A 22,349-nucleotide genomic window follows, 5' to 3' on the forward strand; every position below is an offset into this window, starting at 1 on the left:
GATCCCAGCTTTCCATTCGCAGATGGCCAAGAACAAAACCGTATTCAGCTGCACCGAGTGCGGCGGACAGTCGCCCAAGTGGCAGGGCCAGTGCCCGCATTGCAACGCCTGGAACACCCTGGTCGAGGCGGTGGCCGCCCCGGCCGCCGCCGGTCCGCGCTTCCAGTCGTGGGCGGCCAACGTCACCAAGGTGCAGAAGCTGTCCGAGGTGCAGACCGAGGAGACCCCGCGCGATCCGTCCGGCATCGACGAGCTGGACCGCGTGCTCGGCGGCGGCATCGTCCGCGGCGCCGTGGTGCTGATAGGCGGCGACCCCGGCATCGGCAAGTCCACGCTGCTGCTGCAGGCCTTGTCGCAGATCGGCCGGAGCCGCAAGGTGCTCTACGTGTCCGGCGAGGAGTCGGCGCAGCAGATCGCGCTGCGCGCGTCCCGGCTGGCGCTCGACACCAGCAGCGTCGACCTGTTGGCCGAGATCTGCATCGAGAACATTCTGGAGACGCTGAAGCGCGAGCAGCCCGAGGTGGTGGTGATAGACTCGATCCAGACGCTGTACACCGAGCAGGTGACCTCGGCGCCCGGCTCGGTGTCGCAGGTGCGCGAGTGCGCGGCGCAGCTGACGCGGATGGCCAAGCAGAGCGGCATCACCGTGCTCCTGGTCGGCCATGTCACCAAGGAGGGCTCGCTGGCCGGCCCGCGCGTGCTCGAGCACATGGTGGACACCGTGCTGTATTTCGAGGGCGATTCCCACTCCAGCTACCGGATGATACGCGCGATCAAGAACCGTTTCGGCGCCGTCAACGAGCTGGGCGTGTTCGCGATGACGGACCGCGGCCTGAAGGGCGTGTCCAATCCGTCGGCCATCTTCCTTTCCTCTTACCGCGATGATGTCGCCGGTTCCTGCGTGCTGGTGACGCAGGAAGGCACGCGGCCGCTGCTGGTGGAAATCCAGGCGCTGGTCGACGACTGCCACGGTTTCCAGCCGAAGCGGCTGACCGTCGGCCTGGAGCAGAACCGCCTGGCGATGCTGCTGGCGGTGCTGCACCGCCACGGCGGCGTCGCCTGTTTCGACCAGGACGTGTTCCTGAACGCCGTCGGCGGCGTCAAGATCAACGAGCCTGCTGCCGACCTGGCCATCATCCTGGCCATGGTTTCGTCACTGCGGAATAAGGCGTTGCCGGAGAAGCTGGTGGTGTTCGGCGAGGTGGGCCTGGCCGGCGAGGTGCGTCCGGTGACGCGCGGCCAGGAACGGTTGAAGGAGGCCGCCAAGCTCGGTTTCACCCGCGCCATCGTGCCTAGCGCCAACAAGCCGCGGCAGGAGATCGAGGGCTTGAAGGTGTTGGCCGTCGACCGCCTCGATCAGGCGGTGGAATTCTGCAGGGAGTAGCGGCATGGTCGATCCGCAGGCGATAGAGCAGGAACGCCCGTATCTGTTGCGCTACGCGCTGGCCCAATTGCGCGAGCGCGACGCCGCCGAGGAGGCGGTGCAGGAGACGCTGCTGGCGGCGCTGGAATCGCGCGGCAGCTTTTCCGGCAAGTCGACGCTGCGCACCTGGCTGACGTCGATACTGCGCTTCAAACTGATAGACGCCCTGCGCCGCAAGGGCAGGGAGAAGCTGTTCGAATCGCTGGACGACGAGGCCGACGACGGCGACTTCGACGGTCTGTTCACCGACGACGGACATTGGCGCGATACGGTGCGCGCGTGGAGCGGGCCGGAGTCGCAACTGGTTTCCAAGCAGTTCTGGCAGGTGTTCGAAGAATGTTCGAAGGTGATGCCGCGCCGCACCGCGATGGTGTTCGCGATGCGTGAGGTGATGGGCATGGAGATCGCCGACATCTGTAACAATCTGGAGATCAGCGCGACCAACTGTTCGGTGCTGCTGTACCGGGCGCGGATGAGTCTGCGCGAATGTTTTTCGATACGCTGGAGTCGGGAGGACGAGCGATGAGGTTGAGTTGCCGCGCGGCCAGCCGGCTGATATCGGCCGGGCTGGACCGGCCGCTGACCGTGGCCGAGCATCTGAGGCTCAGAATGCATTTGCTGTTGTGCGGCAACTGCCGGCAGTTTTCGCGGCAGCTGGACCTGCTGCGGCAGGCGGCGCGCCGCGCCGGAGACGGGGCCGATTGAGGCCGCCGTTCCGGTAAAAAAAGAGCCGGCTTCGCGCCGGCTCGTCAATCTACAAAGGTAGAGATAGAGAAAAAGCTTTAGCGAAGCAGTCCGCGTCAGCGCTTGCGCTTGACGACCTTGTCGCCGCCGCGCTGCGGGCAGGCGGCGCACGGCTGTTCGCACATCCCGGCGCCGGTCAGCGACTGCTTCAGCGCGCAGACGGAACGGCGACAGGCGATGAAGCGGATCTGCTGTTCGGCCGCCAGTTCGCGGAAATGGCGCATCACATTGTGGCCGAGGAAATCGGTGAACAGGATCAATAGCTCGGTGCCGGCCGGCAGGCGGTCCACCTTGCGTTGATGCGAGCTGTTGCGTCCGCTCAGATGGCGGTGGATGGTGATGCCGTAGTTCTGCAGCACATCGGGGATATTGCCCAGGGTGTCGGCTCCGACCAGCATGGCATTCATGGGACTTCTCCGGTGAGTGGTTTAGTAAACGATAATCGTTCTCATTAATCGAGTCAATGAGAATTTGTCTCAACTCCGCTTCGACTGTTCCTTGGGGCAGTCCGCCGCCGCCTCCCGCCGCTTGCCCGTCTACCGCCGTCGTCCGCCGGTAAATGACCTATCTTGAACCATGCGCGGCATCGCGCCCGGCGGGAGAAAATGGATGACGATAGGCAGGATGGCGATGAGGCTGCTGGCGGCGGGCGGCCTGCTGGCGGCGTTCGCGGCCCCGGCCGTCGCCGGCGACGCGCTGGCGCGCGTGCGGCAGCGCGGGGAACTGGTGATCGGACTGGAGGGCACGTTTCCGCCGTACAGCCTGCGCGCGGCGGGCAGCGGCGAGTTGCAGGGCTTCGAGGTCGACTTCGGCCGCGCGCTGGCGCGGCAACTCGGCGTCGAGGCCGGCTTCCACACGATAGTCTGGCAGCAGATGCTGGACAGCCTGGCGGCGGGGCGGGTCGACGCGGTGATCAACCAGGTGGTGGCGACGCCGGAGCGGCAGCTTCGCTTCGACTTCTCGATACCGTATACCTACTCCGGCCTGCAACTGGTGGTGCGCAAGGCCGACCTGGAGCGCTTCCGCGGCGCGGCGGACCTGGCCGGCGCCCACGTCGGCGTCAGCGCCGGCACCAATTACGAGCAGTGGCTGCGCGCCAACGCGCCGGGCGCCCATATCCACCTGTACCAGGACGATCTGGTCAAATACGACGGCCTGCGCCGCGGCGAGGTCGACGCCATCGTGATCAACCGGCTGGCGGCCTTCAATCTGACGCTGAAGACCCACGGCGAACTGGTGCCGTCCGGCCGCATGCTGGCGCGAGAGGACGCCTGCGTGGTGTTGCGCAAGGGCAGCCCGAAGCTGCTGGCCGAGCTCAACCGCGCGATAGGCCATCTGCAGCGCGACGGCACGCTGCAGGCCTTGTCGCGCAAATGGTTCAAGGCCGACATCGTCAGCCGGCCGCAGTAGCGGCGGGCGGGGCTACAGGTCCTTGCCGGAGCGCCAGATCGCCCAGACCAGCCACACGCTGTTGAACAGCGCCAGCATGAAGCCGAAGAAGCCGAAGAACGGCAGGCCGAACAGCTTGGGGCCGGCGTTGACCGTCATCACGATGGACGAGCCTATGATCAGGCAGCCGGTGACGATGCCCATCGTCAGCCGGTTGCTGCTGCGGTCCAGCTGTTTGCCGAAGCTGTCCAGCCGCTGCAGGTCCAGGTTGACGCGGAACTTGCCGTGGCGCATGTCGCGGCCGACGCGGACCAGGTCGCGCGGCAGGCCGGCTATCATCTCCAGCCCCTCGCTCAGAGACTGGCGGCCGCGTTTCAGCAGCGCCGCCGGATGGTAGCGGGCGACGATCAGCTCCTTGACGAAGGGCGTGATGTGGGCCACCAGCTGGAATTCCGGATTCAACTGCCGGCCCAGGCCCTCCAGCGTGATCAGCGCCTTGAACAGCAGCGCCATGTCCGGCGGCAGCACGATGCCGTGATTGCGTATCAGCGCCATGATGTCGACGATCAGCTGGCTGATGTTCAGCCCCTTCAGCGGCACGTGCTCGTACTGGAACATGAACTCGCCGACTTCGTCGGCGAACTTCGGCATGTCCACCGGCGTATTGCCGGTCCATTCGACCAGCACGTCTATGATGCCGTGCTCGTTGCGCTCGGCGACCGCCGACAGCAGGTCGACGATTTCGTCGCGCCGCGCGTGGCTGATGCGGCCGACCATGCCGAAGTCTATGAAGGCGATGCGGTGCTCGGGCAGGAAGAACACATTGCCCGGATGCGGGTCGGCGTGGAAGAAGCCGTGGACTAGGATCATCTTCAGCACCGCGTCGGCTCCGCGCTGGGCCAGCAGCACCGGGTCCAGCCCGCCGTCCTCCAGCCGGGCCAGCTCGCCGGCCGATACGCCTTCGACGAAGCTCTGCACATTGACGGCGGCGTTGGTGTAGGCCCAGTGCACGCGGGGCACCACCACGCAGGGATCGTCGGCGAAGTCGCGGCCGAAGCGCTCCATATTGCGCGCCTCTATCGCCAGGTCCAGCTCGCGCCTCAGCGAGCGCGAGAACTGGGCGACGATGCCGGCCGGCTGGTAGCGGCGCAGCTCGGGGAATTCCATCTCCAGCAGATGTGCCAGATGGGCCAGGATGCGCAGGTCGGCTTCCACTTTCTCGACGATGCCGGGGCGGCGCAGCTTGACCGCCACCTCGTCGCCGTCCTTGAGCCGGGCGCGGTGGACCTGGGCGATCGATGCCGAGCCTATCGGCTGCAGGTCGAATTCGGCGAACAGCTCGTAGGCCTCGGCGCCCAGCGCGTCGACGATCAGCCGGCGCACCAGCGTCGGCGGCAGCGGCGGCACCCGGTTCTGCAGCTTCTCGAACTCGTCTATCCAGTCCGGCGGGAAGACGTCGACGCGGGTCGACAGGATCTGGCCGAGCTTGATGAAGGTCGGGCCGAGCTCCTCGAAGGCCAGCCTGACCCGCACCGCGGTCGGCTGGGCCGACTCGCCGGCCGGCAGCGACAGATTGAGCCATTCGCCGGCCTTCTCCATCGCGCGCGGCAACTTGAGCCGTTGCGCGAACTCTCCCAGGCCATGACGGATCAAAATGCCGCTGATTTCTCTTAGTCGCGGTAAGTCCCGCATTGCAATCAAGGTTTCCCTAATCATGTGCTTTCCGCTGCCCCGCTTGGCTTTACACTGTTGGCCCCGTCCGATAGAGTGCGGCCTATGAAATTGCAACTCCGCTTATCAGCGCTGGCGCTGGCGGGCTTCATGGTTTTCGCCCAGGCCGCGCCAGACAAGGCAACACCGGACAAGCCCCCCGCCGAAGGGAAGGCCGCCACCGAAAGCGCGGCGCCTGACAAACCGGACGATCCCATCTCCAAATACGCCGCCCCTCCCGAGGATGCGGTGGGCGACCTGCTTTTGCAAGCGATGAGCCTGTTGGGCGTCGCCTACCGTTTCGGCGGCAACACGCCGGACGACGGCCTGGACTGCAGCGGCTTCATCCGCTACGTGTTCCAGAAATCGCTGCGGGTGAACCTGCCGCGCACCGCGGCCGAGATGGCACGGGTCGGCAAGTCGGTCGGACGCGGCGAGCTGATGCCGGGCGACCTGGTCTTCTTCAACACCCTCGGACGCAATTATTCCCATGTCGGCATCTATATGGGCAATAACAAATTCATCCACGCGCCGCGGACCGGCAAGAACATCGAGGTCGCCAACCTGTCGCAGAGCTACTGGGTCGCGCGTTACAATGGCGCGCGCAGGGTCAATCGTAGCACCGCCTACCAGGCGGCCGATACCTCGGATGACGTCAGCGTAAAAGGCGCGGCCAGGAAGCCGGAGGCGGCCAAGTGCCGCAAGGGCCACAAGAAGTGCAAGGCGGAGGCGGCGTCAGGCGCCAAGAAGGGCGCCAAGAGCGCAAAGAGCGGCAAGAAGAAAAAAGGCCGGCACTGAGCCGCCGGCCGAACGACGATGCCCGCTGTCCGCGGGCATCGTGTTTTCAGGAACGGAAAATGGCATTGAAAATCGAGATACCGGTGTGGCGTGATCCCGACGGCAACGTGGTGGCCTGCGTCGAAAAACTGAAGGTGATGCGCGAAAACCTCGAAGAGATCGCCCAGCTGGCGCAGGACGCGTTCGAGGACGCGGTGCTGATGGGCTGCGACGAGACCCAGGTGCGCGACTTCCTGTCTGCGCTGATGCAGAGCCTGGAAAATCCCTACCGTTCCGAAGAATAGGAAAACGATGCCATTCGAAGCCTTTATAGGCCTGCGCTATCTGCGCGCCAAGCGCCGCAACGGATTCATCTCCTTCATCTCGCTGATCTCCATCGTCGGCATCGGCCTCGGGGTGGCGGCGCTGATCATCGTGCTGTCCGTGATGAACGGTTTCCAGAAGGAAATCCGCGGCCGCATCCTCAGCGTGGCGTCCCACCTGGAGGTCAGCGGCTATGACGGCCGGCTCGGCAACTGGCAGGGCACGCGCGACATGCTGGTCAAGCAGCCGCACGTGCTGGCGGCCGCGCCCTTCGTCAGCAGCCAGGGCCTGTTCGTCGCCTACGGCAATGTGCGCGGCGGCCTGCTGCGCGGCATCGAGCCGACGCTGGAGAACCAGGTGGTCGACGTCGGCCGCCACATGGTGGCCGGCAAGCTGGAGAGTCTGAAGCCGGGCAGTTTCGGCATGGCGCTGGGCGTCGAGCTGGCGCGCCAGCTCGGCGTCGGCGTCGGCGACAAGGTGACGCTGATGACGCCGCAGGGCAGCGTCACGCCGGCCGGCATGATCCCGCGTTCCAAGCAGTTCACCGTCGTCGGCGTGTTCAAGGTCGACATGTACGAGTTCGACGCCTCGCTGGCCATGGTCAATCTGCGCGACGCCCAGGTGATGGAGCGGATGGGCGACGCCGTCAGCGGCGTGCGGCTGAAGCTGGACGATCCGCTGCTGGCGCCGCAGCTGAAGGCCGAGCTGCGGCCGCGACTGCCGCAGCTGATGGTGACCGACTGGACCGACACCAATGCCAATTATTTCCGCGCGGTGCAGATCGAGAAGCGGATGATGACCATCATCCTGACGCTGATCGTCGCGGTGGCCGCGTTCAACCTGGTGTCGACGCTGGTGATGGTGGTCACCGACAAGCAGGCCGATATCGCCATCCTGCGCACGCTGGGCGCCTCGCCAGGCAGCATCATGAAGATATTCATGATACAGGGCGCGGTGGCCGGCGTGCTCGGCACGCTGGCCGGCGCCGTCGGCGGCGTCGTCATCGCGCTGAACCTGGACGTGATCGTGCCGGTGATCGAACGCGTCATAGGCGCGAAGATACTGTCCAGCGACGTCTACATGATCGACTACCTGCCGTCCGACGTGCAGTGGGGCGACGTGTCGACCATCACCGTCATCTCGCTGCTGCTGGCGCTGTTCGCCACGCTGTATCCCAGCTGGCGCGCCGCGCGCACCCAACCGGCGGAGGCGCTGCGCTATGAATAAGGTATTGAGCTGCCGCCAACTCGGCAAGCGCTATCAGGAAGGCAAGCTGGCGCTGGATGTGCTGTCCGACGTGAATCTGGAAGTGGGCAAGGGCGAGCATCTGGCCATCGTCGGCGCGTCCGGTTCCGGCAAGAGCACGTTGCTGCATCTGCTGGGCGGGCTGGATACGCCGACTTCCGGCGCGGTGGAGGTGCTGGGCCGCGACCTGTCCTCGCTGTCGGAAACCGAGCGCGGCCGGCTGCGCAACGAGGCCATGGGCTTCGTCTACCAGTTCCATCATCTGCTGCCGGAATTCTCGGCGCTGGAAAACGTGATGATGCCGCTGCTGATCCGGCGAATGAACAAGGGCGAGGCCGCCGCGCGCGCCGAAGCGATGCTGGAGCGGGTCGGCCTCGGCAAGCGTCTGGCGCACAAGCCGGGCGAGCTGTCCGGCGGCGAGCGCCAGCGCGCGGCGATCGCGCGGGCGCTGGTCACCGAGCCGGTCTGCCTGCTGGCCGACGAGCCCACCGGCAATCTGGACGTCCATACCGCGCGCCAGGTCTTCGAGCTGATGCTGGAGTTGAACCGCACGCTGGGGACCAGCCTGATCATCGTCACCCACGACCTGGAACTCGCCGCGTGCACGCAGCGGGTGCTGAGGCTGAACGAAGGCCGGCTGTCTGTGTCGGACACGGTATGACGCTGGCCGTGCCGCCCCGAGGGGCGGCACGGCGCTTTGACTAAGGAGTCGGAATTGCTGTTGTTCATCCGCAAGGAAATGGATTTCTTCGCGCTGCTCGACGCGCTGCAGACCCGCAACGGCCTGATCGAGCTCGCCATCGGCGCCTTGTGCGTGGTGGCCGCCTTCCTGATCGCCCGCCATCTGTTCCTGCGCTGGTTCGCCCATAACCCCGAGCGTTACGAGCGTTTCCTGCCCTATGTGGGCTTCCGCCTGGTGCTGCCCTTGTCGGCGCAGCTGCTGGTGATCGCGGCCGGCCTGGCGTGGAGCCATTACGAACACGCGCCGATGCTGGTGTTGCACATCTTCAGCGCGCTGCTGTTCTGGCTGGCGGTGATACGGCTGTGCACGGCGGTCGTGCGGCAGGCCTTTCCGAAGGGGCGCTTCGAGCGCACTTCCGAGCACTTCCTGGCCTCGGCGTTGTGGCTGGGCTTCGTCAGCTGGGCGATAGGCTTCGACGTGGCGGTGATGGACTGGCTGGAGTCGATATCGTTCCATATCGGCAAGACCCGGCTCGATCTGCTGACCATCATCAACGGCCTGCTGTGGGTGACGGTGATCGTCGTGGTGGCGCTGTGGGCAAGTCGCCTGCTCGAGGCGCGGATCATGAAGCTGAAGCACCTCGATCCGAATCTGCGCATCGTGTTCGCCAAGCTGACCCGAACCGGCCTGGTGGTGGCGTCGGTGCTGGTGGCCCTGCCGGTGATGGGCATAGACCTGACGGTGCTGTCGGTGTTCGGCGGCGCGGTCGGCATCGGTCTCGGCCTGGGCCTGCAGAAGATCGCCAGCAATTTCGTGTCCGGCTTCATCATCCTGCTCGACCACTCGATCCGCATCGGCGACCGGCTGATGGTCGACAACCGCGTCGGCTATGTCACCAAGATGACCTCGCGCTATGTTGTGCTGAAGGGGGGCGACGGCACCGAGGCGCTGATCCCGAACGACGCGCTGATGTCCAATACCGTGATCAACCAGTCGTACTCCGACAAGAATATGTGGACCAGCCTGCCGGTGCAGGTGGCCTACGACACCGACCTGGACCTGGCGCTGGAGCTGCTGAAGCAGGCGGCCGACCACCCGCGGGTGTTGAAGACGCCGGCGGCGAACGCCTTCGTCACGCTGTTCGCCGACAGCGGCATCAATCTGGAACTGGGCTTCTGGGTGGCCGATCCGGAAAACGGCTTCATGGGCCTGAAATCGGACATCAACCTGGCGATCTGGCGCTTGTTCAAGCAGCACGGCATCGAAATCCCGTTCCCGCAGCGCGAGGTGCGCATCGTCGGCGACAAGCCGGCCGGCAGGGCGGGCGCGGAGGCATCATGAGCGCGAAACGGCTGGCCATCATCGACGACGACGAGGCGGTGCGGCAGGCTTTGCTGTGGCTGCTGGACGGCCAGGGCTATCAGGCCGACGGCTTCGACAGCGGCGAGGCCTTCCTGGCCGCCGGCAACGGCGAAGAGTACAATGGCATCATCCTGGACCTGAGGCTGTCCGGCATCAGCGGCATCGTGCTGCTGGAAAAGCTGGCCGACCGCCCCTACTGTCCGCCGGTGATCATGCTGACCGCGCACGGCGACGTGCCGCACGCGGTGGCGGCGCTGAAGCTGGGCGCGCTCGATTTCATCGAGAAACCGTTCGACGATGTCCACCTGCTGCAGCGGGCGGCAGCCGCGGTGGAGCTGGACGAGCGCAACCGCCGGCTGCATGGCCGCCAGCGCAAGGTGTCGGCGGCGCTGGCGCTGCTGACCGAGCGCGAGCGCGAGGTGATGGGATTGATCCTGGCCGGCAAGCTGAACAAGCAGATCGCCGAGGAACTCAGTATCAGCATGAAGACGGTGGAGGTCCACCGTTCCAGGGTATTCGAGAAAATGGGCGTCAAGTCGGCGGTGGAGCTGGCCGGCATGCTGGCCGCGGGAAGCGAGATCTAGATGGGCAACAAGCAGCCGGTATCGGTACTGGTGGTGATACACAGCGCGGACGGCAGGGCGCTGCTGCTCGAGCGGGCGGACAAGCCCGGTTACTGGCAGTCGGTGACCGGCAGCCGCGAAGGCGACGAGGCGCTGATGGCCACCGCGCGCCGCGAAGTGGCGGAGGAGACCGGCCTCGACGCCTCGCGCTTCGAGCTCAGCGACTGGCGCATCGCCAACCGCTATGAAATCTACCCGCACTGGCGCCACCGCTATCCGGAAGGCGTCACCCACAACGACGAGCATGTGTTCGGCCTGCTGCTGCCCGAGCCGTGCGAAGTGACGCTGGCGCCGCGCGAGCATCTCGGCTATCGCTGGCTGCCGTGGGACGAGGCGGCCGAGCTGGCGTTTTCGCCGTCCAACGCCGAGGCGCTGCGCCTGCTGCCGCAGCGGCTGGCCCTGCCGATTTGAGGCCGGCGAGCCGACGCCTTGCGCGTTCGGCCCCCCGCGCCGCCGTGATGCGCACCCCTGTCGAAGGCGGTGCGTTTTTTCAGGCCGCCAGGCCGGGACGCTGCCGCGCGCAAGCGGTGGGACCATTCTGAAAATTCAAACTCCGACGTATTCGAACCGGCGTCCCGCCTAAGCTGGCGCCGCGATTCCGCAGCCATGGCAGGCGATGCCGCAAAGGCATTGCGGCAATCGCCGGCCCGCCTGAAACCGCGAATCCGGCCGGCTTCCTGTTGGGACGACCCAGGCAGGCATGCAGGCATTCACAGGAGTTTGATCATGTCCTTTACCTTATCCGATCTGAAATACACCGTCAGTCATGCAGGGGAAGTCGAGGAAAAGCTGGGCGAGCCGCTGGTCTTGCTCAATTATTCCTCGTTGGAGCATACCGGCGAACTCAGAAACGCCGGCATGCAGATCGCGATGCGACCGGACGGCACCATTCTCGCCAAGGCGAGCTGGGACCAGCATCTCCACGCCCTGACCCCGCACGCCTCGGAAGGGCTGCGCACGAAATGGACCTTGCCGATTCCCGCCGGCGATCAGCAGTTGCAGCGTCTGTGCGTGGGCGCCAACGGCGATACGCTGGTGAGCTCGCTGTATATCATCGAGCACGCCAATATCTTCCTGGGATTCGGCTGCCGGATCAATCTGGTGCGCGAAGACCGCGACAATCCTGCATCCGCGGCCATACTCTGGCATTACGACGTGCCGAACCGGATCGTGAATGGGCATGTGATCGGTGAGAATGTTTGCTGGCCCATTATTTCGAATGACGCGATTTACTTTTCACATGTGCAGTTTGCCGGCGACGGGGATAAGGAGGCGGTCTATTTCCACGCGCTGGATCTGGCCGATGGCAAGGAATTGTGGACGCAAGTCCATCAGGAATACCGGGGCGAGCATGTCAGCCAGCTGCGCTTCGGAGCGGACCGCCTGCTTTATGTGCCGCTCTGCACGGAACAGGGCGGGGAAGGGCGCATCCTGCAGCTCGCGCCCGGCGACGGCCAGATCGCGACGGCCGCCAACGGAAGCGCGTGCTGCGGCATAGGCATGAACGCCGACGGCAGCATGTATGCGCTGACCGGCGCATACGACGAGGGGATGGGAACGTGGAGCCATCTGTCGTTGTGCAGCTTCGCGCCGGAGGGCAGGGGCTACGCCAAGAAGACGCTGTTCACCTTCCCTGCCGATTTCACGACGACCGAGTTCAATCCCAGCCTGATCCTGGGGCCGAAGAAGACCGTCTATCTCGCGCTCAACCGGGTCAAGGCCGGCGTCCCGGAGGCGCAGCTCTACGCGATTCGGCCAGACGGCTCCCTGCTGTGGATGCAACACGTGGACGGAACGGTCTCGGGGGCGCCGGTCCTGACCGAGGAGGGCAGCCTGTACGTCAGCGTGGTCAAGGCCCCGAGCGACGCGGAGAGGGCCCGTTTCGTGCACAAGGGGGAAATCCAGGCGCGCGATGCCGCCACCGGGGCGCCGATCTGGACGACGAGCATAGCGGACATCGTCCACGATTTCGGCAATATCAATCCATTCCTGACTTCGCCGGTCGTGGCGAAGGACGGCACGGTATACGTCGGGGTCATGCTGGCGCGCGAAGATAAGAGCAAACCCGAGGGGGCGAGCTACCACTCTTGCGCGCTGGGGCTGCGCGCGCATCAGCCGCTGGCCAGCACCGACGCCGCTTGGCCTATCGCCCATGGCACGGCCGGCCATTCCGGCATGAGCCCGCTGTGGCCGCTGTGATGCGCGGCGGGGCCGCCTGAACCGTACGGCGCCGTCGGTGGAGAGCCCGCGCAGGCGGGCTTTGTCGCATCCTGATCTTGCCGCAGGCCGATGATGACGTCATCGGTGATATGCTGGCCGATTTGTACATCCACAGGGAAAAGGGCGCATGGAGTCTAGCGATCTGCTGCTGCGCATCGTCGCCGAACTCGAACGGGACCCACGGCTGCACACGGTGCTGCTCTACGGTTCGCGCGCCGACGGCAGCGCCAATCAGGGCAGCGATTACGATATCGCCGCCTTTGGCGAGGTGGCCGATCTGACACGGGACACCCGCCGCATCGACGGCGAATACCTGGACCTGTTCCTGTATCCGGACAGCGTGCTGCAGGCGCCGACCGAGGAGCAACTGTCTCTGCGCGGAGCGAAAATCCTGCGCCAGCGCGGCGAGGAGGCGAGCCGTTTCCTGGACAGGCTGGACGCCCTGCATGCCGCCGGACCGCAGCGGCTGCCGGACGACGAATTGCAGGCGCGACGGGATTGGGCGCACAAGATGGCGGCGCGGATCCGGCGCGGCGATGTCGAGGGCGACTACCGCCGGGCGTGGCTGCTGACGGCCTTGCTGGAAGACTATTTCGTGCTGCGCGGCCTGTGGTTCGAGGGGCCGAAGAAGGCGCTGCGCTGGCTGGCGGCGCATGACCCCGATAGCCGGCGGGCTTTTGAACGGGCCTTGAAACCGGATGCCGGATGCGAGGCGATAGAAGCGCTGGTGCTGAGCGTGGCGGGGCCGCCGCGCGGCTGCGCCATCGAATGAAAAGCCCCGGCTGGGGCCGGGGCGGCGGGTCGCGCTAATCGGCGCCGGGGCCGGGCAGCGGCTCGATGCGGCCGAGCAGGAAGACGAAGGCCAGGATGCCGATGACCAGCATGCAGCCGGCTACCAGGAAGGCGTTGGCGAAGGAGTGGGTGGCGCCGACGATGAGGCCGGTGACGATGGGGGCGACGGCCCCCATCATATTGTTGGCGAAGTTCATGATGCCGCCGACGGTGCCGGTGCCGCCGCGCGGCGCGATCAGCGACGGCAGCGACCAGCCGACAGGCGCGGCGGCGGCCAGGCCGCTGAGCGCGATGGTGATCCAGACGATGGCGACATAGGGATCGGTCGTCGTCGTCGCGCCGAACACCGCCATGCCCATGGTCATGCCGCACAGCAGCACCGTCTTGCGTACGCGGGTCTCGTCGCAGCCGCGCGCGATCAGCCGGTCTATCAGCCAGCCGCCGACGAAGAGGTCGGCCGCGGTGGCGAACAGCCACGGGATGGCGGAGAACCAGGCCGACTTCAGGATATCCATGTGCATCGCCTGAACCAGGTAGCCGGGCAGCCAGGTCAGGAACAGGTAGAACACATAGCCGTAGGCGGCGAAGCCTATCGACAGGCCCCACACCTTGCGCTGGCGCAGCAGATAGCCCAGCATCGCCAGCGAACCCTGCGGGCTGACGCCCTCGGCGGCCGCGCCGCCGTCGACGATATGGCGCCGTTCCGCCTCGCTCAACTTCTTGTCGGCGCTGGGGTCGCGGTAGATCAGGCAGAAGGCGAGGAAGTACAGCACGCTGAGTATCGCCGACACGCCGAAGCCCCAGCGCCAGCCCAGGTGCACGACGGCCAGGGCCACCAGCGGCACGCCTATCACATTGGAAAACTTGGCGGCGGCGTCGAAGATGGCGGTGGCCATCGCCCGTTCGCGGCGCGGAAACCAGTAGCCGGTGGCTTTGGAACTGACCGGGAAGCCCGGGGCCTCGGCGACGCCGAGCAGCACGCGGGCGGCGAAGATGCCGGCGAAGCCGCCGGCGCAGGCGGTCAGCGTGGCCGCCACGCCCCACAGCAGCGCGCCTATCCGGCCGACGCGGGTGGTGCCGAAGCGGTCCAGCACCAGGCCGGTGGGAATCTGCAGCAGCGCATAGCTCCAGAAGAAGGCGCTGAACAGCAGGCCCAGTTCGGCATTGCTCAGGCCGAACTCGACTTGCAGCTGCGGCGCGGCCACCGACAGGCTGATGCGGTCGAAATAGTTGACCAGTATGCCTATGCCCAGCAGCCAGCCTATGCGCCAGCGCCGGGTCGGAATCTTGAAGGGGTGCGGGGACGGGGCGTTCATTGTTGTTCTCCTCGGTACTGCCTCATGGTTTGAAACGGGCGGGGCTAGCCCAGCGCCGCCAGGATCTGCTCCAGCATCGCCTCGGGCGGCTGCGCGATGTCCAGATCGATGGCCCGCTCGTCGGCGCCCGGAGGCTCCAGGTCGCGGAACTGGCTGTCTAGCAGGCTTTCCGGCATGAAATGGCCGTTGCGTTCGCGCATGCGGCTGGCGATCAGCGCCCGGTCGCCTGCGAGGTGGACGAAGAGCAGTTCCGGATCGGCGCCGCGAAGCAGGTCGCGGTAGCGCCGCTTCAATGCCGAGCAGCTCAGCACCAGCGGCGCGCCGGTGGCGCGGCCTCGGCGCAGCTCCTCGGCCAGATTGGCCAGCCAACCGGCGCGGGCGTCGTCGTCCAGCGGGATGCCGGCGCGCATTCTTTCGATATTGGCCGGCGGATGGTAGGCGTCGCCCTCGATGAAGCCGGCGCCGAGCGCATCGGCCAGCAGGCGGCCGACGCTGCTCTTGCCGCAGCCGGCCACGCCCATCACCACGATATTGCGGGTATGCATGTTAGCGCTAACATAAGAATGTGAAACAAAGCCGGCGAGAGGCCGGCGACTCGTTGATGATGTTAGCGCTAACAAATCCAGGGCAACAAGCAGCCGGATCAAGTTTCGCCTTGTCGGACAAGGCAATGTAGTCGGCGCACAACAGCGCTTGCCGCGGCGATCCGCGGGCGGATTTGAGCGGCTGTCAGCTGCTGCGGCGCAGCATCAGCTCGAAGCCGAGGTCGGCGCGCAGCGTCTCCGGCTCGCCGCCGTCCAGCCGCGCCAGCAGCGCGCGCGCGGCGCGGACGCCGATCTCGCGCCGCGGCGTCGCCACCGTGGTCAGCGACGGCGTGCACCAGGCCGCCGCCTGCAGATCGTTGAAGCCGGCGACCGCCAGCCGTTCCGGCACGGCGATGCCCAATTGCTGGCAGCGCGCCAGCGCGCCTATGGCCAGGTCGTCGTTGCAGCAGAACAGCGCGTCGCAGTCCGGCCTCGCCGCCAGCGCGGCGTCCAGCATGTCGGCGCCCATCCGCATGCTCGACGGTGCCGGGTCCAGCCATTCCAGAGCGGCGTCGGCCAGGCCGGCCTCGGCCAGCGCGGCGCGGTAGCCGGCCAGCCGCTTCAGCACCCGCTCGTCCAGCTGCGCGCCGAGAAAGCCGATGCGGCGCTTGCCGCGCGACAGCAGGTGGCGGGTGATGGCGGCGCCGGCGTCCTCCTGCGAGAAGCCGACGCAGCAGCGGCCGTCGTCGGCCAGGTCCATCATGTAGACCGCCGGCAGCGCGTGCCGGCGCAACAGCGCCTCGACCGGCTCGGCGTGGGAAAGCCCGGTCAGCAGCACGCCGTCGGGCCGGTGCTGAAGATAGGCGCGCAGCAGTTTCAGCTCGCGCTCCGCGTCGTAGCGGCTGTCGCCTATCAGCATCTGGTAGCCGGCGGCGTCCAGCACCGTCTCGATGCCGGCCAGCGTATCGAGGAACACGGTGTTGCCGAGCGAGGGGATCAGCACCAGCACCGTGCGCGAGCGCGCCGACGCCAGCGTGCGCGCCGAGCGGCTGGGCACGTAGCCGAGCGCGTCCACGGCCCGCATCACCTGTTCCCTGAGCTGCTCGGACACCTGCTGCGGCTGGTTCAGCGCGCGCGACACGGTGATGGCGCTGACGCCGGCGGCGCGGGCCACATCGTGCATGGTGGCGCCGCTGCCGGAGCGGATGCGCGGCTTTCTCGACATGTTTCTCCCGGGTGGACGAGGGGGACCGCCGCCATTGTAGCGCAGCGGCGGCGCGACGGCTTGCCATCGCATGACGCTCGCTTGTAATGTCTGAGATATCGGACTGTTCCGGAGCGACGCGATGTATCTGCCCAGACATTTTCAACAGGACGACGCCGAGGCGCTGCTGAGGCTGATCGCGGCGCGGCCGCTGGCGACGCTGGTGGTCAACGGCGCCGACGGCCCGCTGGCCAACCATATCCCGATGCTGGCCGAGCGGGACGGCGAGGCCCTGACGCTGCGCGGCCATGTGGCGCGCGCCAATCCGCTGTGGCGATTGCTGGACGGCGCGACGCCGGCGCTGGCGATCTTCCACGGCGACGACGCCTACGTGACGCCGTCCTGGTATCCGGCCAAGGCCGAGCACGGCAAGGTGGTGCCGACCTGGAACTACGCGGTGGCGCACGTCCGCGGCCGCTTGCGCGCCATCGACGATCCGGCCTGGCTGCACGGCCTGCTGCGGCGGCTGACCGACACGCAGGAGGCGGGTTTCGCCGTGCCCTGGCGGGTCGACGATGCGCCGGCGGACTATCTGGACCGGCTGCTGGGCGCCATCGTCGGCATCGAGCTGACGGTGGAGAGCCTGCAGGGCGCGTACAAGCTCAGTCAGAACCAGGACCGGGCCACGCAGCTGCGGGTCCGGGACGGACTGTCGGCGAGCGGCGACGCGCGGGCCGCCGGCGTGGCCGCGGCGATGGCGGAACGTTAGCGCCGGAACCGGGCCAACAGCGTCGCCACATCGTCCTGGACGTGGCGCTGTCCCTGCCGCAATTGCTGCAGAAAGCCGTCCAGGAAGCCGGGCAGCTGAGCGGCCGACGAGGCGACCGCGCCGACGCCTGCGTGGTCCCATTCGCACACCAGGCCCTGCAGATAGGCGGTCAGGCGGTTGCTGTCCTGCTGGAAGGAATGGTACAGGCTGATCGCCGGCGCGCCGCGCAGGTGGTAGTAATCCAGCAGGCCGGGCTTGTCCAGCCTGGCGCGGCTGAGGATGTCGCGGCTGTCGAATTCGACGAACAGCGGCTGCATCGCCTGGCTGCGGCGGCTGTCGCCTCGGTAGGCGCGCGACACGATGCCGATGCCGGTCGGCAACGGCGGCGCCGGCCGGGGGCCGAGCGCCGGATAGCCCAAAAGCAGCGTGAAGGCGCTGGACAAGGGATCGGGCGGCCCGGCCTGGCCCAGCTCGAAGCGGTGGGTCACCGGATGGCGCGCCAGCCAGGCTTCGGGCAGATGGATGGCGGCGATGTCCAGATACTGGGGACTGGCGCAGGCCAGGTCCTGCAGCGGCCATTGGCGGCCGTCGGCGCAGGCGACCGCTTTTTGCCGGTGCGTCACGCAGATTTCGGACAATACCGCTTCGGCGGTGATGATGAAGGTCTCGTCGCGGTATGTCAGCAGCAGGCCGCTGCCCAGGCAGGGCCCGGTCCTGCCGCCGATTTTCTTCGGGTGCAGCGACACCACCATCGGATTCAGGCGCTGGTAGATCTGCTCCAGGCACTGCAGGGGATCATCCAGATCGAACAAGAACTCCATCCCCGGCTCCTCGCGCGAACGGTCGTTACCGCTCAAGCATAGTTCAGATGCGAACCAGGCGGCGGCCGATTCGGCGCCGGCGCGGGCTTGGGCGGCGCGGAATGCTATACCGGTAGTGGACATGCCCGCGCGCGCCTGGCCGCGGCAATCGCCGGACCTTCCGTCCGCCCGGCCCGGAGACGACAACGTCATGCAGATGAGTCCGCGCACCCGCTTCTCGCTGCTCGCCGCCGCCAGCTACGTGCTGTTCGCGCTGGGCTGGGTCTTCTTCTCCGATCAGTTGCTGGCCGGCGTCGCGCCCGGCCGTACCGGCGATTTCACCACCGCCAGGGGCGTGCTCTTCGTGCTGGCCTCCACGGCCTTGTTGCTGGTGGCCCTGAGAGCGGTGCCATCGGCTCAGAGCTCGGCGCCGCCGGACTGGCTGGGCGCCTTACCGGGCGGCATGCTGCCGGGGCGCTGGCCGGCCTGGAGCGGCTATTTGCTGGCGCCGGTGCTGACCGCCGGCGCGGTGGGCTTGCGGCAGCTGCTGCTGGGGCCGGAGGCGGGCACCCATCCGATGCTGGCGCTGTTCCTGCTGCCAGTCATCCTCAGCTCGGCCCTGGGCGGGCTGGGGCCCGGCCTGTTGGCCACGGCGCTGGCGGCGCTGGCCGCCGACTACGGCGTGCAGCCTTATCTGCATGCGGCCGAGGCGTCGTGGAACGGCAAGCTGCAACTGGCTTTCCTGGTGGTGGACGGCCTGACGGCCAGCCTGCTCTGCGCCGTATTGCGCAAGGCCCTGTCACGGGTGGAGATCAATCGCCGCCTGCTGGACGCGGTGGTGTCCAGCACTTCCGACGCCATTTTCGTCAAGGATGTCCAGGGGCGCTATCTGATGGCCAACCGCGCCGCGCTCGCCGTCGTCGGCAAGAGCGACGGCGACGTGCTCGGCCGCGACGACCGCGCGCTGTTCGACGAGATCACCGCGCGCGACCTGATTTCCAACGATCGCGCCATCATGCAGTCGGGGCGGGTGCAGACCCGGGAGGAATTCCTGACGCTGTTCAACGGAGACCAACTGGTCTTCCTGGTGACCAAGGGACCGTTCTATTCGCAGGATGGACGGCTGGGCGGCCTGTTCGGCATTTCGCGCGACATCACCGAACACAAGAAGGCCGAAGACGCGTTGCGCGAGAGCGAGGCCGCCTTGCGGCTGGCCCAGCAACTGGCCGGCATAGGCAGCTGGAGCTGGGACCTGAACGGCGGCAGCCAGAAATGGTCGGTGGAAACCTACCGGCTGTTCGGCCTGGACAGTCGCGATCCGCCGCCCGACTATCCGGGTCTGAGGCGCTTTTTCACCGCCCAGAGCTGGGCCGAGCTGGACGAGGCGGTGGAGCGCTGCCGCACCATAGGCCTCGGCTACGAATGCGATCTGGAGTTGCCGCGGTCGGACGGCTCCTCCAGTTGGATGACGGCGCGGGGCGAGGCGCGGCGCGGCGAAAACGGCCAGGTGACGGGCTTGTACGGCACGGTGCAGGACATTACCGCGCGCAAGCAGATGGCCTTGCAGCTGAAGGCCAGCGAGTCCCGGCTGCAACTGGTGGCCGAGGCGACCAGCGACGGCTTCTGGGACTGGGACCTGCGCAGCGGCCGCGTCTACCGCTCGCCGCGCTATTACGAAGTGACCGGCACCCGGGCCGAAGACGACAGCGGCGATTTCCGCTTCTTCCGCCAACTGGTGCATCCGGCCGATCTGCCCTTCGTGCTGCAGGCCATCGAGGCGCACCGCCGCAACAAGACGCCGCGGGTCGAACTGGAGTTCCGCCTGGCGAATCAGGATGACGGCGTGCGCTGGCTGCAGGTGCGCGGCCGCGCGGTGGAGCGGGACGAGAGCGGGGCGGCGCTGCGGCTGGTCGGCAATCTGTCCGACGTCACCGAGCGCAAGCGCGTGGACGAGGACCTGAGGCTGGTGTTGAACGAGGCCGGCGACGCGATCTGGGTCACCGACGCCGAGGGCTATTACATCTTCGCCAATCCGGCAGCCTGTCGGCTGACCGGCCACGGCGTCGAAGAGTTGCGCGGCATGCATATCCGCGATCTGGTGGCGCCGGAGTGCCTGCCTGCCTTGCCCGCCCATCTGGCCAAGTTGAACAACGCGCCGTTCCAGCGTTCGGAATGGCTGCTGCGCTTGAAGAAGGGCGGCAGCATCTGCGTCGACCTGACGACGGGGCGGCTGAAGGACGGCCGCTACATGGCCTTCGGCCGCGATCTGACCGATCAGCGCCGCGCCGAGCAGGCGCTGCGCAGCCGCGAGCAGCAACTGGCTCGGGTGATAGACGGTTCCGACCAGGGATATTGGGACTGGAACCTTAAAACCGGCGATTTCCAGGTCAGCCCGCGCTGGGAAAGCATGCTGGGTTATGGGCCGGGCGAAATGCGCGTCAACGCGGAGAACTGGTACGAACACGTCCACGCCGACGATGTGGCGCGGGCGCGCGATTCGATCCGGCGCAATCTGGAGGGCGGCTTGTCCAGCCACGAAGTGGAGATACGCTGTCGCACCCGGCTCGGGGACTGGCGCTGGATACTGTCGCGCGGACGGGTGGTCGAGCGCGACGACGACGGCGCGCCGCTGATGATGTCGGGCACCCATACCGACATCACCGAGCGCAAGGTGTTCGAGCAGGCGCAGAAGGAGGCGGCGGCGGTATTCGACAGCAGCTACGAAGGCATACTGGTGGTGAGTCCCGACGGCGTGATCACCAAGGTCAACCAGGCGTTCACCCGCATCACCGGCTACGATGCCGACGAGGCGATAGGACAGCGCCCCAGCATGCTGTCCTCGGGCCAGCAGCCGGCCGGCTTCTACGAGGAGTTGTGGAGCGAGGTCAAGGGGCACGATTTCTGGCGCGGCGAATTGTGGAATCGCCGCAAGAGCGGCGAACTGTACGCCGAGCTGCTGTCGATCTCGGTGGTGCGGGATCAGCAGGGCCAGATCCTGCACTATATCGGCATCTTCTCCGACATCACCCAGCTGAAGCAGCACGAGGCGGAGCTGGACCAGGTCGCGAATTTCGATCCGCTGACCGGCGTGCCCAACCGCCGCCTGCTGTCCGACCGTCTGAGGCAGACCATCGTCCGCGCCACCCGCAGCGGCAAGTCGTGCGCGGTGTGCTTCCTCGATCTCGATGGCTTCAAGGCGGTCAACGACCAGCACGGGCACGAGATCGGAGACAAGCTGCTGGTCGCGGTCAGCAGCCATCTGAAGTCGATTCTGCGCGGCGACGACACGCTGGCCCGGCTGGGCGGCGACGAATTCGTCGTGCTGCTGTCCGATATCGGCACGCCGGAGGAGTGCATGCTGGTGCTCGACCGCGTGCTGGCCGCGGTGGCGACGCCGGTGCCGATAGGGGAGGCCGAGGTCAGCGTCACCGCCAGCATAGGCGTCAGTCTCTACCCGCAGGACAATGCCGATCCGGACACGCTGCTGCGCCATGCCGATCAGGCGATGTATCTGGCCAAGGAGGCCGGCAAGAACCGCTACCAGCTGTTCGATCCGGAAAACGACCGCAAGGCGCAGGAACATCGCCAGTTCCTGGAGTCGCTGCGGCAGGCGCTGGGACGCGACGAGTTCGCCCTGTTCTATCAGCCCAAGGTGGATCTGCAGACCGGCGACATCATCGGCATGGAGGCGCTGATCCGCTGGCGGCATCCGCAGCGCGGTCTGCTGGAGCCGGCCGAGTTCCTGCCGCATCTCCACGGCAACGAACTGGAGACCGCCTTCGGCCTGTGGGTGCTGGACGCCGCGCTGGAACAGGCCGAGCGCTGGCGGCGGGCGGGCCAGGACATCGGGGTCAGCGTCAACGTCAGCGCCCACCATCTGCTGCGCGCCGATTTCTGCCGGCAACTGGAGGAGGCGCTGGCCCGGCATCCCGGCGTCAGTCCGGCCGGTTTCGAGCTGGAGCTGCCGGAAAGTGCGGCCGCCGACGTCGAACAGACGGTGGCCGTGCTGCAACGCTGCCGCGAGCTGGGCGTCGTCATCGCGCTGGACGATTTCGGCACCGGCTACGCCTCGCTGACCTATCTGCGCCGTCTGCCGGTGGACACGCTGAAGATAGACAACAGCTTCGTGCGGGACATGCTGGGCAACGAGGACGACCGCCGCATCGTCGAAGGCGTGATCCAGCTGGCGGCGGTGTTCAATCGCAGGGTGATCGCCGAGGGCGTGGAGACGCTGGCGCACGGCGCGCTGCTGTGTCGCCTCGGCTGCCGCCATGTCCAGGGCTTCGGCATCGCCCGGCCGATGGAGGCCGAAGCGGTGCCGGACTGGTGCCGGCGCTGGCGCAAGGACCAGGTGTGGCTCAAATTGGAGAGCGAGGCGTCCTGAGTTCGGCAGAAATCAGGCCCCATCCCGCGTTTCGATGCGCGGGCCGTTGCGGTTCCGCGGG

At 66.9% G+C, this 22,349-nt stretch carries 21 protein-coding genes; 15 read left to right on the forward strand and 6 right to left on the reverse strand.

The window, feature by feature from the left end:
* The first annotated feature begins 22 nt into the window (after positions 1–22).
* Genes radA through WNM05_RS09565 form a run of 3 tightly spaced genes read left to right on the forward strand, consistent with a single transcriptional unit; the run spans position 23 to position 2,128 of the window.
* Entirely contained in the window at positions 23–1,384 is a 1,362-nt protein-coding gene (radA, locus tag WNM05_RS09555) for a DNA repair protein RadA (RefSeq protein WP_434634480.1), read from the forward strand.
* A 4-nt stretch (positions 1,385–1,388) separates the two neighbouring features.
* Positions 1,389–1,949 carry a sigma-70 family RNA polymerase sigma factor gene (locus WNM05_RS09560; protein ID WP_434634482.1) on the forward strand — a complete coding sequence of 187 codons (561 nt, stop codon included), beginning with the start codon at positions 1,389–1,391 and terminating at the stop codon, positions 1,947–1,949.
* Positions 1,946–2,128 (forward strand): zf-HC2 domain-containing protein, encoded by a 183-nt coding sequence (locus WNM05_RS09565; RefSeq protein WP_434634483.1) that lies wholly within the window; start codon positions 1,946–1,948, stop codon positions 2,126–2,128. The genes WNM05_RS09560 and WNM05_RS09565 overlap by 4 nt, the downstream gene beginning before the upstream one ends.
* A gap of 95 nt (positions 2,129–2,223) precedes the next feature.
* Here WNM05_RS09565 and WNM05_RS09570 read toward each other — a convergent pair whose 3' ends face one another.
* Complete coding sequence (locus WNM05_RS09570) at positions 2,224–2,574, reverse strand: DUF2325 domain-containing protein (RefSeq protein ID WP_434634484.1); 351 nt, start codon at positions 2,572–2,574, stop codon at positions 2,224–2,226.
* A 202-nt stretch (positions 2,575–2,776) separates the two neighbouring features.
* Between WNM05_RS09570 and WNM05_RS09575 the strand changes: the two genes are divergently transcribed.
* Entirely contained in the window at positions 2,777–3,577 is an 801-nt protein-coding gene (locus tag WNM05_RS09575; protein WP_434634485.1) for a transporter substrate-binding domain-containing protein, read from the forward strand.
* Between the two features lie 12 nt (positions 3,578–3,589).
* On the opposite strand, the gene WNM05_RS09580 is transcribed toward WNM05_RS09575, so the two are convergent.
* Entirely contained in the window at positions 3,590–5,209 is a 1,620-nt protein-coding gene (locus tag WNM05_RS09580) for an ABC1 kinase family protein (protein WP_434634486.1), read from the reverse strand.
* A gap of 123 nt (positions 5,210–5,332) precedes the next feature.
* On the opposite strand from WNM05_RS09580, the gene WNM05_RS09585 reads away from it, so the two are divergent.
* From WNM05_RS09585 to WNM05_RS09625, 9 genes are all read left to right on the forward strand, one after another.
* A complete protein-coding gene (locus tag WNM05_RS09585; RefSeq protein ID WP_434634487.1) occupies positions 5,333–6,064 on the forward strand; it encodes a C40 family peptidase in 732 nt (243 codons plus the stop codon).
* 59 nt (positions 6,065–6,123) lie between these two features.
* Positions 6,124–6,348: a hypothetical protein gene (locus WNM05_RS09590; protein ID WP_434634488.1), complete on the forward strand. Its 225-nt coding sequence runs from the start codon at positions 6,124–6,126 to the stop codon at positions 6,346–6,348.
* Positions 6,349–6,355: 7 nt separating this feature from the next.
* A complete protein-coding gene (locus tag WNM05_RS09595; RefSeq protein WP_434634491.1) occupies positions 6,356–7,594 on the forward strand; it encodes a lipoprotein-releasing ABC transporter permease subunit in 1,239 nt (412 codons plus the stop codon).
* Positions 7,587–8,273, forward strand: a complete 687-nt coding sequence (gene lolD, locus WNM05_RS09600; RefSeq protein ID WP_434634493.1) for a lipoprotein-releasing ABC transporter ATP-binding protein LolD — start codon at positions 7,587–7,589, stop codon at positions 8,271–8,273. The genes WNM05_RS09595 and lolD overlap by 8 nt, the downstream gene beginning before the upstream one ends.
* Before the next feature lie 54 nt (positions 8,274–8,327).
* Positions 8,328–9,635, forward strand: a complete 1,308-nt coding sequence (locus WNM05_RS09605) for a mechanosensitive ion channel family protein (protein WP_434634496.1) — start codon at positions 8,328–8,330, stop codon at positions 9,633–9,635.
* Positions 9,632–10,240, forward strand: coding sequence for a response regulator transcription factor (locus WNM05_RS09610; protein WP_434634499.1), 609 nt, complete (start codon positions 9,632–9,634; stop codon positions 10,238–10,240). Before WNM05_RS09605 ends, WNM05_RS09610 begins: the two co-directional genes overlap by 4 nt.
* A complete protein-coding gene (gene nudB, locus WNM05_RS09615; protein WP_434634501.1) occupies positions 10,241–10,690 on the forward strand; it encodes a dihydroneopterin triphosphate diphosphatase in 450 nt (149 codons plus the stop codon).
* Positions 10,691–11,005: 315 nt separating this feature from the next.
* Positions 11,006–12,478 carry a hypothetical protein gene (locus WNM05_RS09620; protein ID WP_434634503.1) on the forward strand — a complete coding sequence of 491 codons (1,473 nt, stop codon included), beginning with the start codon at positions 11,006–11,008 and terminating at the stop codon, positions 12,476–12,478.
* A 148-nt stretch (positions 12,479–12,626) separates the two neighbouring features.
* A complete protein-coding gene (locus WNM05_RS09625; RefSeq protein ID WP_434634505.1) occupies positions 12,627–13,271 on the forward strand; it encodes a nucleotidyltransferase domain-containing protein in 645 nt (214 codons plus the stop codon).
* Between the two features lie 34 nt (positions 13,272–13,305).
* On the opposite strand, the gene WNM05_RS09630 is transcribed toward WNM05_RS09625, so the two are convergent.
* The 3 genes from WNM05_RS09630 to WNM05_RS09640 form a co-directional block, all read right to left on the reverse strand.
* Complete coding sequence (locus tag WNM05_RS09630) at positions 13,306–14,607, reverse strand: MFS transporter (protein WP_434634507.1); 1,302 nt, start codon at positions 14,605–14,607, stop codon at positions 13,306–13,308.
* A 44-nt stretch (positions 14,608–14,651) separates the two neighbouring features.
* Positions 14,652–15,152: a gluconokinase gene (locus tag WNM05_RS09635; RefSeq protein ID WP_434634509.1), complete on the reverse strand. Its 501-nt coding sequence runs from the start codon at positions 15,150–15,152 to the stop codon at positions 14,652–14,654.
* Positions 15,153–15,336: 184 nt separating this feature from the next.
* Positions 15,337–16,356 carry a LacI family DNA-binding transcriptional regulator gene (locus WNM05_RS09640; RefSeq protein ID WP_434634511.1) on the reverse strand — a complete coding sequence of 340 codons (1,020 nt, stop codon included), beginning with the start codon at positions 16,354–16,356 and terminating at the stop codon, positions 15,337–15,339.
* A 121-nt stretch (positions 16,357–16,477) separates the two neighbouring features.
* Between WNM05_RS09640 and WNM05_RS09645 the strand changes: the two genes are divergently transcribed.
* The gene (locus WNM05_RS09645; protein ID WP_434634513.1) at positions 16,478–17,104 is read left to right on the forward strand and encodes an FMN-binding negative transcriptional regulator; all 627 of its coding nucleotides are present in this window, start codon (positions 16,478–16,480) and stop codon (positions 17,102–17,104) included.
* Here WNM05_RS09645 and WNM05_RS09650 read toward each other — a convergent pair.
* Positions 17,101–17,925 carry a hypothetical protein gene (locus WNM05_RS09650; protein WP_434634514.1) on the reverse strand — a complete coding sequence of 275 codons (825 nt, stop codon included), beginning with the start codon at positions 17,923–17,925 and terminating at the stop codon, positions 17,101–17,103. The two genes, WNM05_RS09645 and WNM05_RS09650, sit on opposite strands and share 4 nt — an antisense overlap.
* A gap of 190 nt (positions 17,926–18,115) precedes the next feature.
* Here WNM05_RS09650 and WNM05_RS09655 point away from each other — a divergent pair, with 190 nt between their 5' ends.
* Positions 18,116–22,288 carry a PAS domain S-box protein gene (locus tag WNM05_RS09655; protein WP_434634516.1) on the forward strand — a complete coding sequence of 1,391 codons (4,173 nt, stop codon included), beginning with the start codon at positions 18,116–18,118 and terminating at the stop codon, positions 22,286–22,288.
* Positions 22,289–22,349 lie beyond the last annotated feature (61 nt).

The sequence above is a fragment of the Chromobacterium sp. CV08 genome, assembly GCF_051129845.1.
GTDB lineage: Bacteria > Pseudomonadota > Gammaproteobacteria > Burkholderiales > Chromobacteriaceae > Chromobacterium.